The sequence below is a fragment of the Streptomyces sp. PA03-5A genome, assembly GCF_033792725.1.
GTDB lineage: Bacteria > Actinomycetota > Actinomycetes > Streptomycetales > Streptomycetaceae > Actinacidiphila.
Genome location: NZ_JARAVL010000026.1, coordinates 93,848 through 105,339 on the forward strand (window position 1 = coordinate 93,848; position 11,492 = coordinate 105,339).

The following is an 11,492-nucleotide window of genomic DNA, read 5'->3' on the forward strand; positions in this document are numbered from 1 at the left end:
TGTGTCATCGGCAGACGCCGCAGAACACGGCGAGGGCCACCGGGAAGATCACGAGCGTGCCCTGCGACTGGCGGCCGGTGGCCGTGTCAGTACCCAGGGTCTTGCTCATCGTGTGCTTACTCAGCCCTTCGCGGCGGCAGCGTTGGTGTCCTTGACGATGTCGGCGGCGGTGCCCTTGCCGGCCAGCAGGTTCACGACGGCGGTGTTCATGGCGTTGCCGACGTTCTGGCCGTACACGGTGTCAAGGAACTGCATGGAGTGAGCGGCCTTGTTGAAGGCCTGCAGTGCCGAGATGTTGTAGGGGTCGGTGTGACGACCTCCTGGGCGTCCTTGTTCACCGGGATCGTGTAGAAGGCCTTGGCGTAGGCCTTCTGCTGGTCCTTGGTCACAACGAACTGGAGGAAGCCAAGGGCCTCCTTCGGTGATGCAGCGAGTGGTACTCCTTCACGGCGGCCTTCCAGTACCCCTCACCAGGCCCGGGCTGCGCGTTCTCCCAGAAGCTCAAAGTGACCTTGCCGCCGGACGAACCACCCTTGCTGCCGGTGTCGCCGCTGCCGGCGCGACCAGTGGCAGCCAGCGCGATACCCAAACCGATCGCGGCAGCTGTCGCGCTGCGTGTCTTCCTCGTCATCGTGGGGACTTCCTGATGTGTCGTCAACACCGCGAGCGCGAAAAAGTTGCGCAAAGTAATGGCCATCCATGAAGATGAAGCAATGTCTACCGCTTGAAATGAGCAGGCGACCACCCGTGGTTTGCGCAGGTTGCGCAATCGTTACCGATGCGGCAGACATGACTCACGATCGTGCACCTGGGGTTGAGCGGCTCGCCTCGAGCACATCACGTAGTGCCGGTTCCGCGAGAACTCGATGTCTTGACACCGTTTTCCCCGGCTTCCTAGGGTGCGTAGTACGTCGGACATCAGCACAACTGACGTACCTGCCTGCCCGTCGCGCGGCAGCCCGCACCGCAGCAAAGGAACCGCCACCATGCGGATCGTCATCCCCAGTGAGTCGACAACTCAGCTCTCCGAGGCCTGGCGCCACTGCGTCGGTACGGGTCGGCTCGACCTCGCGCTGCGGCGTGACTACCAGGACTCGCTCGACCTCGTACAGAAGGAGATCGGTTTCCGGTACATCCGGGGGCACGGCCTGCTCAGTGACGGGATGGGCATCCACCGGCCTTACGACTACGCCGGCGAGCGGCGCGTGCGCCACGCCTTCACATACGTCGACCAGGTGGTCGACGCCTACCTGGAGATGGGCATCGCGCCCTTCCTGGAACTTGGCTTCATGCCGTCCGGGCTCGCCTCTGGCGACGACACCGTGTTCTGGTGGAAGGGCAACATCACCCCTCCTCGCGACGAGAAGGAGTGGGCGGACCTCGTCCGCGCCGTCATCGGGCACCTGGTCGACCGCTACGGCATCGACCAGGTGCGCGGGTGGCCGATCGAGGTGTGGAACGAGCCCAACCTGCCGATTTTCTGGGCCGCGGACCAAGACGCGTACCACCGCCTCTATGAGGTGACCTCGCTGGCCGTCAAGGAGGTGGACGCCGAACTCCAGGTCGGCGGACCCTCCCTGGCACCGGGTTACGAGGACGAGTGGATCCAGCGCTTCGCCGAGTTCGTCGAGACCCGCGACGTGCCGATCGACTTCGTGAGCCGCCACGCCTACACCTCCGGCCCCGAGCAGCACGTGCCGTTCGGTGCGCACCAGACGCTCATGCCGGCGTCGGCGCTGCTGGAGCAGTTCGGCGCCCCGCGGCGACAGCTGGCGGGCACCAAGCTCGCGGACCTGCCGGTCCACATCACCGAGTTCAACTCCTCGTACCGGCCGGACAACCCGATCCACGACACCGCGTTCCACGCGGCGTACCTCGCACCGGTGTTGGCCAGCGGCGGCGATGTTGCCGACTCCTTCTCCTACTGGACGTTCAGCGACGTCTTCGAGGAGGTGGGTATCCCCACCGCGCCGTTCCATGGCGGCTTCGGACTGCTGACCCACCGTCAGATCAAGAAGCCCACCTACCACCTGTACACCTTCATGGCCGAGATGGGCGAGCAGGTGCTCGCCCGAGGTGAGGACCACCTGGTGACGCGGCACGGCGACGGCCGCGTCACCGTGCTGGCCTGGGCTCCGGCCGACCAGACCGGCGGCGAGACCGTCGACGGCCACACCGTCCGGCTGTCTCTGCCCGTCGGCGCCCACGACGCGCACGGCTCCGCCTTCGCGCGCCGCCGCTCCGTGAGCGAGGACGCCGGTAATCCCTGGGCCGCCTGGTGCGAGATGGGGCGGCCGCTCGCGCCCGTCAACCGCCAGCTCGACGCCCTTCGTGAGGCCGCCGAACCCGCCCGCTCGCACCGGAGCGTGCCCGTCGCCGGCGGGCGCGCCGACGTGGACCTCGTCCTCGGTCGCAACGAGGTGACGCTGCTGGAGCTCACGCCGGTCGTCGACGAGACGCCGGAGTGGTGGAGCGACAACCGGCTGTTCGGCCTCGGCACCGCTGGCATTGGCGGTGGGCGGGGCTGTCGTGGACTTTGACGGCGGTCGCTGTTTCGTTGATGTCGATATCGCGGATGAGCCCGAGCTGGCCGATGTGCGCTCCGGTGACCGCCTGGATGGTCATCGCTGTCGCGTGGAGGGGATGTGCCACCGTGTTCAGCCGGGCGGCGAGGACGTCTGCTGATGTGTGTTCACGCCCCCGCGCGGACGGTGCGCCGCTCGTTGTCGAGGCGAGCACGGAGGCGCCCTGGCACTGGGCCCGTTTCGGGCGGTCGGCCACTGGAAAACGGCCATCGGAGCGTCTCCGGGATCCTCGCCATGGCTTCCCAACATGTGCGGCCCCCCACCGCCGAGTACTGGACTGCACGGCCTGCCGTCCCGCTCCCAGGTATCCCAGCCCTTCGGCACCCAACTGACCGGAATCGGCATACGACTGCCACCAGGTGCGATGGCAGCGCAGGAGCAGGAGGCGAACCAGGCGGCCGAGCGGGAGGCCCGGATGTCTCGTATGCACTGATTGCGGGGCGAAGTTCACCGACGAACGGTGGAGCGCTATAGAAGCAGAGGGCGCTGGCTGGAAGATCGTCCGGAGCCGCACCCGTCCTTGTGCGGGACCTGCGACCTGCGGCCCGGGACTGACACTTGTGGTGCCCGCCCGAACATTGAGCAGGACCAGGTCGCGCCTGAGTAGAAGGGCACCAGCTGGTTCTCCCGTCTACGCGGCTGACGTGGGCAAGGCTCCGGCAGAAGCGGGTAAGCCCAAGTCCATATCGGGCAAGCCACGCCGTCGATGCAGAAGAGGTCACCCAGCTTCACAATCCACTCGTTCCCGGCCAGGACGGTCGCCTAGAGTTCGACCGCTACACCTGGAGTCAGGAGTCGAGATGGATGCTCAGCCAGCAGTTCTCAGCGCGGTGAACAGCGGAGTCGACTCCTGCGAGCCAGCCATCGACGCCGCCGACAACGCGTGCCGCACCCACACGGACGCGGGTGCCGCACGCGACCGAACGCCGAGCGTCAAGCGGAGGGCACCTGGACCAGGGGAGGAGAGAGCTTCTTCTTTCGGCAGCACGTCTTCGCCCTCGACGTGCACGGCCTGGTCGTCGAAACCCAACTGGACCGAGTCCGCGACCGGTTCCGCCCGACGGCGGACGACCTCGTGCCGTTCTTCACCAGCCCGGAGCATGCTCCGGAGACTCGGATGCGCGGTCTCGCCCGCGCCTTCGAGCGTTCTGGGAGGGCGATGTCGACACGGCCCTGGCCCTGGCGCTGCCGCGCCTCGAAGGCACGCTGCGCCGCCGACCTCAGGCAGCCGACATCGCGGTGATCACACACGCAAAAGGGGAGACCATCGGACAGGTCCAGCAGCTTGGCCCCCTCCTCGACAAGCTGGATGAACTCGGCTTCCCCGAGCCGTGGCCTCTCGTCCTCCGGACGGTGCTGGGCAACGCCGACGGGCAGATGAACCTCCGCAACAGCGTCCTGCACGACCTGGTCGACACGCCTTTCCGGCACCGGGCAGCGCTCGTGCTCCAGATCGCATTGGCCGTGCTCCTCCTCTGGGAGGAGCCACCTGCCCGGACGGGGTCTGCCGACAGCGGCACGCGGATGCCCTTGCCGTGGAACGCCGCCACCGATCAGCGCCTGCCGTTCCCCGTGCCCGACCCCCGGGCCCACCACTTCGGCAACCAGTACGCCGACATGCACGACGTCGTCGCCGGCTTGACGGTGCCCTCCGGTATCCCGCAGTCCGCGGCAACGGTGCTGCACACCTCCCGCGAGCTCCTGCGCCACTCCTACTTCTGCTACGAGTTCTCCACCGTGGCCCTCCTGCACGCCCTGATCGCGATGGAGATCGTCCTCCGGGCCGAGGTCCCTGACTCCGGCACGAAGCCGCTCCACGCCCTCATCAAGCAGGGGGGGGAGAGTGGCCTCCTGACCGATCGGCAGACGGAGTTCCTCCACGAGGGGCGCAAGCTGCGCAACCGTATCGCCCACGGCCAGATGGCTCATTCCGTCATGCCCCCACGCTGGGGGGGCCGGAATGCTCACTACGTCCTTCACCTTGATCAGCGAGGTATGGGCGGCCCAGCCGACGCCACCGGCCACAACTGACACAGATGAGGGCACAGGTATCTGAGATCCACGAACTCGTCGCGGGGCCTGGTTCCTCCGGCGGGGAGCCGTCTGTGGTGGGGCAGCGCCTGCACGTCGTTCTGGATGCGGAGCGGGTGGTGGACGACCTGCGCCGCTACTTCGGGATCGGCCTGCCCCCGGGTGCCCGGCGCGTTCACGGGGGCCGGTTCGAGCACCTTGGAGGTGGAGAAGGCTGCGATGATCAGGATCGCGCCGAGGTCGTCTACGACAGCCAGGGTGAGCAGGAACGCGCGCAGCGCGGCCGGCAGGTGTATGGACAGGACGGCCAGGACCGCGAGCGCGAAGGCGATGTCGGTTGCCATCGGTACCGCCCAGCCGCCGTCCAGACTCCCGCCGCCCGCGGTGGCGGTGACGGCGTAGAGGACGGCTGGTGCGGCCCTGCCTCACACGGCGGCGATGATGGGCAGGGCGGCGGACAGCGCCGTGAGCGCGTTGACGACGGCAACGGTGCCGAGCGCGAGCAGCAGCTGGCTACCGTGTTGGACGCCCCTCTGTACAGCGGTTGCGCGGCCGGCTAGGCCGGGACGGATTCTGGCGAGCGCGGTGTCGGGTACCTCCTGCAGCCAAGCTGCAGAAGGGATCTGATGAGTTCAGCAGCCGGATGCTGGTGTGCTGGCCGCATGCGCCGGTCCGGTGCGGTGTGGGCGGGTGTGGAGAGGCTCCGGCTGGAGGCGGTGCCCCATGAAGTGCATTCTGTGTGCCAGCAGTTGAAGAAGCCGCTGCTGCCGGCGGGTGGTGCAGACCCCGGGCGACCTGTTCACGCTGGCGCGTGGAGGTGCCGCGGTGCGCGGGCGACCTGCCGATACGAAGACGGGCCTCCTTCTTGCCTGCCGGGTGAACAGCCAGGCCGTGCAGGGAAGGAGATCCAATGGCATTTCGCGCGTCCCGATCCGGACGGTGGATCCGCGTCTGGTGCTCGACGCCGCGGAGCGACTCTCAGCGCACCTTGGACTCCACGAAGGCCGCGAGCTGCCCGAGGGTGTCAAAGGTCTGACAGATGATCTCGTCGATCTCGATCTCGATCTCGAACCGTTTCCGCAATGCGACGATGAGCTTGACGACGGTGAGCGAGTCGATTTCGGGGAGATTGCCGTATAGTCCCGTCTCCGGCTCGAGGTCATCGGCCAGGTCCTCGATGTCCAGCGTCACCACCACGACGGCCTTGACGTCCTCGAAAATCGCCTGCGAGATCTCTGGCGAGCGAGTCATGCTGGCTTCTCCTCATCGGCCGTGCAGACCCGGCGGCCTGCGGGGAAGACCGGAGTGGGACCGGCGCGTTCAGCGAGCGACCCGACCGGGAGGCTGCCGATGTGGAGCATGCCGTCGGCGATCGCGGACCGGCTGATCGTGGGGTGCGCGTAGGCGCCTGCGGTCACGCGGGCTCCCGAGTGCGGGAGGCGGTGAGCTCGTGGCGAAGAAGTGCCCGATCGAACTTGCCGTTCGGCGATCGGGGCAGGACACTCCGGGCCACCACATCGGCAGGCACCATGTAGCCGGGTAGTTCCTGCCGCAGGCGTGCGGTCATCGTGGCCGGGTCGAAGCCGGCGGGGTCGCAGGGTGTCACGACCAGGACGATCCGGTGGCCAAGTGCCTCGTCCTCGAGGCCGAGTGCGACGGCATCGTGGACCAGGCCGGTCTCGTACGCCACTTCCTCGATCTCCTGCGGGCTGACCCGGTATCCCGACGTCTTGATCATGTCGTCGCGCCGTCCGACGAAGTACAGGAAGCCCTCCTCGTCGCGGACGACGACGTCGCCGGACCAGACCGCCAGCTCGGGCGTACACAGCTCGACCGGGCGGTTCGGCGGCGGCCGGAACCTCTCGGCCGTGCGTTCTGCGTCATTCCAATAGCCCAACGCGACGAGCGGACCTCGGTGCACCAGCTCACCCGGCTCTCCCGGACCGCACAGGCCGCCGTCCTCCCGGACCACGAGGATCTCGGCGTTCGGGATGGCCTTGCCGATGGAATCGGGTCGCCGGTCGACCTCCCGGGGATCGAGGTAGGTGGAACGGAACGCCTCTGTGAGGCCGTACATCAGGTATGGCGTTGCGTTCGGGAACATCGTTCGCAGTTGTTGCAGGGTAACGCGCGGCAGCCGCCCCCCGGTGTTTGCGAAGTAGCGCACCCCGGTCACGGCCTCGGACGGCCACGTCTGGGCTGCCAGCTGGATCCACAGCGGCGGTACGCCCACCAGCCCGGTGATGCGGTGTTCCACACACGGCCGGATGACGTCACCCGGCAGCAGGTAGTTGGCGAGCACCACATGGGCACCGACGCAGAAGCCGGTCGTCAATTGACTCAGTCCGGCGTCGAAGCTCAGTGGGAGGACGGCCAGGATTCGGTCCTCTGCCGTGTTGTTCAGGAAAGCGCTGACGCTCTCCGCGCCGGCGACGAGGTTGCGGTGCGACAGCACGACGCCCTTCGGGGGCCCGGTGCTCCCCGACGTGTAGAGGATCGCGGCCACATCCGTGTCGACGCCGCCCGTCGCAGGACACGCGGACTGGCTCGGGGGCTCGGCGACCTTCGACCAGGGGAGCACGCGGTAAGGGGCTTCCGCGTCATCGGCAAGCGAGTCGCCCAGGACGAGGACGTGGGAGAGTGACTTGCAGGCGGCGAGTTGGGCGCGCAGGGTGTGCAGCCGGTCTGTGGAGGTCACCAGTACGCGCACGGTGCAGTCGTCGAGGATGTGCCTCACTTGCCCGGCCCGCAGCACGGGATTCACCGGGACGAACACGCCACCGGCCCGCGAGCAGGCGAGCATTGCCACGACGGTCTCGATCTTCTTTTCGAGGAAGACCGCGACGCGCTCGCCACTATTGAGGCCGAGGTCGCTTAGGCCGCTGGCCGCGAGCTCCGTCCGCTCGTGCAGATCGGTGTAGGAGATCGTGGTCGTCCGTGCGGTCAGGGCGGGCGCGCGGGGGTTGCGTTGGGCGGACCTCGCAACGAGGTCCGGCAATCGGTTGATCATTTCGGCGGTTTCTTTCTCTCACTTTTGCCTGGCAGCCGAGGATCCCAGACCTCTGCCCTGCGCCGGCTGGTCTCCGAAGGCAGGGCCGGGATTGCCTGGGTGCTGGGCGCGGGGGGTTCGACGGCTCGCGCGGTGGACGTGGGCACCGGAAATGACCGCGAACGGTCGCACGGGGGACGTGGTCATCCGGCGTTCACCTTGACGGTCGGCGAGCAGTCGGCCAGGCGTACCGGGTCGACCATCCCGACCAGGACCTCACGCGGTCCGGTGAAGGGCTCCCTGCTGTGTGCGCTGCGGATGTTGTCGACGAGCATCAGATCGCCCGCCTGCCAGGGCTCCCGCATGGTGTTGGCCTTGTACGTCTCGTTGAGCAGCTGCACGACGTCCTCGCCTATCGGGTCGCCGCCCCCGAAACGGGTGGTGAACGGCAGCCCCTCGGCGCCGTAGGTGTCGATGAGGAACTCGTGCACCTCGGGGTCGAGCGTCCATTCGTTGAGGAAGGCGATCTGGTTGAACCAGCAGCGCTGACCGGTGACCGGGTGCCGCACCACCGCGCTGCGGCGCTGCCAGGTGCGCAACCCTCCATCGGATCGCCACTCGAACTCGATGGCGTTGGCGTGGCAGTAGCTCTCGACCGCGTCACGGTCCTCGGTGCCGAACGACTCGGCGATCGACGTCCCGATCTCCTCGTTGTAGTTGCGGACGAGCATCCAGCCCTCCCGCTCGAGCCGTTCGACGAGGTCGCCGGGCAGCGCGTCGAGCGTGGCCGTCGAGTCCGACACACCGGTCGCCCCGCCCTCGATGGGTGCGGACAGGCACGCGAAGAGCATCAGGCCGGGAAACTCGAGCCGGTAGCTCAGCTCGTGGTGCAGGCACATCGGCTGGCTCGGCGGCCACTTCGAGGAGGAGTACACGCCCTCGGCGTAGGCCTGCCGGGAGGCGAAGGCCTCTCTTTCGGTCATCAGACCTGTGCGCGCCAGTTGGTGGAAGACGGCGACGGTCTCGGCCGCGTCGCGCAGCCCGAGGCCGCGGATCAGGATCGATCCGTGCTCGGCCACCATCGCGCGCAGCGCCGCGCGGTTCTCGGCTGCCCAGCGCACCGCGTCGTCGGCGGGCTTGGTGTGCAGGATCGGCGGCTTGCCGGGTTGCAGGTCCACCTCGGGCAGCGCTGTCTGGGAAGAGATCGACATCTCATTTCTCCTTTTCGCCGGGTGTCAGTCGCCGTGGACGGGCACGGCGGCGCCGTCGCCGCGGCTGATCGTGCGCACCTGGAGGTCGGCCGACTGCCCGCGCATCTTCTTGGCCGGGTTCCCGCCCCACAGTGCGTGCGGTGGCATTTCCTCGCCCTTCATGAGGAAGGAGCTGGTGGCAAGCACCGCGCCGTCGCCCATTGTCACGCCGTAGTGGACGAATGCGCCGACACCGAGCGTGCAGCCGGCACCGATCACGATACGGTCCGACTTGAAGCCTCCGTCCTCTTGCGAGTGGCACTGCATGATGGTGTCCGCATTGAGAGTGCAGTCGTCCCCGATCGTGGTGAACGTCCGCTCGGGCACGCGGAGGCCGTCGTCGAAGACCCTGCGGCCGATCTGCATACCCAGGAGCCGCCAGATCACGTTCTTGAGCGGGGTGCCGTTGAAGACGAGGACATAGGCGAGGGAACTCACTTTCCAGAAGCGTTCGTGCCGCCAGAAGGCGCGGTCGTAGATCGAGCAGCCCTGCGGCCGCAAGGCCTGCAACTGCCGCACCAGCCGGTCGACCAGGACGTTGTAGGCGACGGTGAAAACGAAGACCCCGGCGGTGGCCAGTGCGAACGCGAGCACGCCCAGGGAGGCCCAGAGGTCGATGGCGGCCAGGTAGAGCACGGTGACGATGAAGATGAGGATCCAGCGCACCAGCAGGAACAGCGCCATGCTGATGGTGTTGTAGATGTTCTTGGCCCGCAGGCGGCGGCGCAGCTCGCCCTTGCTCTCCACCTCGAGCTGCTTGTCACGCTTGACCGACCGGGGGATCTCGAAGCTCGGCGCGCCCAGTAGGCCCACGCCTTCCCGTACTTGTCCGTCGACGGGAACCATGACCTTCGTTGCGAGGAGGCAGTTGTCGCCCGTCTTGCCCTGCGCGGAATAGGCGATCACGTTTCCAAGGAAGTTCTCTGCCCCGATCGACACACGGGACAGTCGGAACGATGTGTTCGAGAAGTCGGCATTGATGATGGACAGCCCGTCCGCGGCCATCGTTCCGCTGCCGACCGCGCTGAGGAACGGGGTGTCGTGCTTGACCATTTCGCCGAAGTTCGAGCCGGTCTGCCGCACGTCGCGAAGCTCGTAGCCCAGCCAACGCAGGTAGTGGACGATGTAGGAGGTGCCACCGAAGAGAGTCATGTGGAACCTGCTGTTGCTCGTGCGGGCGATCGCGCGGTGAATCCAGTAGCGGAATCCGTACAGCGGGTAGACCTTGTCCGGCTTGATGAAGAGGTTCAGCACACGCGGAACGGCTCCCACGAAGACGAGGCTGACGAGCAGGGCGCCGAAGAAGAGCACGGCGGATATGACCAGCGCGTTGTCGCGGTAGAACGCCCCGCTCGTGAGGGAGAGCGGTCCCGCGTCCAACAACGTGACGAGCTGCGGGACCTTCGTGAGCGCGAGGACCACGATGACGAACGTCAGCGGCGTACCCACCAGAAGCAGGTTCACCAGCTGCACGGTCGCGAAGATGCACCGTCGCCGGGTGCTGACGTCCATCGTGGGGACCCGCTGGCAGTCAACGTCGGCCGGCTGCGCAGGGGAGCCGTGCCAGCGCTCCCCGTCGGGCACGGTCTGACCGGCGTGCAGCGATGAGGAGTGCCCCAGCTGGGACCCGTCACCCAGCGAGGTCCCGATGTCGAGCACCGTCATCTCCCCGACGAGCGTGTGCTTGCCGACGCTGACCGCGCCCGTCTGGATGATGCCGTTGTGGGCCCGGTAGCCGTTGAAGGACGCATCCTTGCGGATCACCGTGCCGTCGCCGATGCTGAGCAGGTCGGTGCACACGGGCACGGACCTGGAGAAGATGACGGCGCCGCGACCGACCTTCGCGCCCAGTGCCCTCAGGTAGAGCACGTAGAGCGGTGAACCGGCGAACAGCGCCATCGGGTTCCGCTGGACCAGGGTCTTGACGAGCCAGAAGCGGAAGTACGCCATACTCCAGACGCGGATCTGCTGCGGCTTCCACCGGCCAATGAGCACCCACTTGAGCAGGATCGGGAGGGCGCAAAGGCCGAGGAACATCGCGCCGCCGTACGCGACCGCCCGCAGGTAGATGTCGACCGGGTTCGGGCTGGCCGAGACCCATTCGTAGCCCTTCACCGCGACGATCGCGGTAAGGGCGGGGTAGCCGAAGAGGAACAGGAGCTGCAACGCCCCGCAGAGGACGTACTCGGCATTGCGCGCCCGCCTCGGCGGCGCAATGGGAGCTGCCGGAGTCGCCGGCTGCGAGGCGGGCCTGGCTTTGGCGTCGGGTTTGGTGTCGGTGAGGGCGGCTGCGAGCGTTCGGATTGTGGGGTGTTTGTAGATGTCCGGCATGGATACCGGTGGCAGGTCGGCTTGTTTCCGTGCTCGGGCGCAGAATCGGGCCATCAGCATGGAGTCGGCGCCGAGGTCGTTGAAGAAGTGGCTGTCGACTGATACGTGTTCGGTGTGCACGATGTCGGCCAGGACTTCGGCGAAGCGTCGTTCGCGTGTAGCGAGTATGGCTGGATTGCCGGCCGGTTCGGCGGTCAAGGCGTCGTTGGTGAGGGCGGCTGCGAGCGTTCGGATTGTGGGGTGTTTGTAGATGTCCGGCATGGATACCGGTGGCAGGTCGGCTTGTTTCCGTGCTCGGGCGCAGAA

The 11,492-nt window shown here is 67.3% G+C and carries 9 protein-coding genes and 1 pseudogene; 2 read left to right on the forward strand and 8 right to left on the reverse strand.

The window, feature by feature from the left end:
* Positions 1–120: 120 nt before the first annotated feature.
* Both PV410_RS29300 and PV410_RS29305 read right to left on the reverse strand, forming a co-directional pair.
* Positions 121–255 carry a hypothetical protein gene (locus tag PV410_RS29300; protein ID WP_500328770.1) on the reverse strand — a complete coding sequence of 45 codons (135 nt, stop codon included), beginning with the start codon at positions 253–255 and terminating at the stop codon, positions 121–123.
* Between the two features lie 130 nt (positions 256–385).
* Positions 386–697: a hypothetical protein gene (locus PV410_RS29305; protein ID WP_500328771.1), complete on the reverse strand. Its 312-nt coding sequence runs from the start codon at positions 695–697 to the stop codon at positions 386–388.
* A 289-nt stretch (positions 698–986) separates the two neighbouring features.
* Here PV410_RS29305 and PV410_RS29310 point away from each other — a divergent pair, with 289 nt between their 5' ends.
* Both PV410_RS29310 and PV410_RS29315 read left to right on the forward strand, forming a co-directional pair.
* Entirely contained in the window at positions 987–2,540 is a 1,554-nt protein-coding gene (locus PV410_RS29310; RefSeq protein WP_500328772.1) for a GH39 family glycosyl hydrolase, read from the forward strand.
* Between the two features lie 1,284 nt (positions 2,541–3,824).
* Positions 3,825–4,616, forward strand: a complete 792-nt coding sequence (locus PV410_RS29315; RefSeq protein WP_500328773.1) for a hypothetical protein — start codon at positions 3,825–3,827, stop codon at positions 4,614–4,616.
* A 200-nt stretch (positions 4,617–4,816) separates the two neighbouring features.
* On the opposite strand, the pseudogene PV410_RS29320 reads toward PV410_RS29315, so the two are convergent.
* The 6 genes and pseudogenes from PV410_RS29320 to PV410_RS29345 form a co-directional block, all read right to left on the reverse strand.
* Positions 4,817–5,074 (reverse strand): annotated as a pseudogene (locus PV410_RS29320) (Na+/H+ antiporter NhaA); the annotation flags it as partial.
* Between the two features lie 520 nt (positions 5,075–5,594).
* On the reverse strand, positions 5,595–5,867 hold the full coding sequence (locus PV410_RS29325) for an acyl carrier protein (RefSeq protein ID WP_500328774.1): 273 nt from the start codon (positions 5,865–5,867) through the stop codon (positions 5,595–5,597).
* A complete protein-coding gene (locus tag PV410_RS29330) occupies positions 5,864–6,034 on the reverse strand; it encodes a hypothetical protein (RefSeq protein ID WP_500328775.1) in 171 nt (56 codons plus the stop codon). Before PV410_RS29330 ends, PV410_RS29325 begins: the two co-directional genes overlap by 4 nt.
* Positions 6,031–7,626: an acyl-CoA ligase (AMP-forming), exosortase A system-associated gene (locus PV410_RS29335; protein ID WP_500328776.1), complete on the reverse strand. Its 1,596-nt coding sequence runs from the start codon at positions 7,624–7,626 to the stop codon at positions 6,031–6,033. Before PV410_RS29335 ends, PV410_RS29330 begins: the two co-directional genes overlap by 4 nt.
* A 182-nt stretch (positions 7,627–7,808) precedes the next feature.
* The gene (locus tag PV410_RS29340) at positions 7,809–8,816 is read right to left on the reverse strand and encodes a TauD/TfdA family dioxygenase (RefSeq protein WP_500328777.1); all 1,008 of its coding nucleotides are present in this window, start codon (positions 8,814–8,816) and stop codon (positions 7,809–7,811) included.
* A gap of 24 nt (positions 8,817–8,840) precedes the next feature.
* The gene (locus tag PV410_RS29345; RefSeq protein ID WP_500328778.1) at positions 8,841–11,447 is read right to left on the reverse strand and encodes a Pls/PosA family non-ribosomal peptide synthetase; all 2,607 of its coding nucleotides are present in this window, start codon (positions 11,445–11,447) and stop codon (positions 8,841–8,843) included.
* Positions 11,448–11,492: the final 45 nt, after the last annotated feature.

What these genes read in the sequence shown, in the direction of transcription:
- PV410_RS29325 (WP_500328774.1), bottom strand. Translation starts at nt 5,867, where the DNA reads ATGACTCGCTCGCCAGAGATCTCGCAGGCGATTTTCGAGGACGTCAAG.
- PV410_RS29345 (WP_500328778.1), bottom strand. Translation starts at nt 11,447, where the DNA reads ATGCCGGACATCTACAAACACCCCACAATCCGAACGCTCGCAGCCGCC.
- PV410_RS29335 (WP_500328776.1), bottom strand. Translation starts at nt 7,626, where the DNA reads ATGATCAACCGATTGCCGGACCTCGTTGCGAGGTCCGCCCAACGCAAC.
- PV410_RS29300 (WP_500328770.1), bottom strand. Translation starts at nt 255, where the DNA reads ATGCAGTTCCTTGACACCGTGTACGGCCAGAACGTCGGCAACGCCATG.
- PV410_RS29340 (WP_500328777.1), bottom strand. Translation starts at nt 8,816, where the DNA reads ATGTCGATCTCTTCCCAGACAGCGCTGCCCGAGGTGGACCTGCAACCC.
- PV410_RS29305 (WP_500328771.1), bottom strand. Translation starts at nt 697, where the DNA reads ATGGCCATTACTTTGCGCAACTTTTTCGCGCTCGCGGTGTTGACGACA.
- PV410_RS29310 (WP_500328772.1), top strand. Translation starts at nt 987, where the DNA reads ATGCGGATCGTCATCCCCAGTGAGTCGACAACTCAGCTCTCCGAGGCC.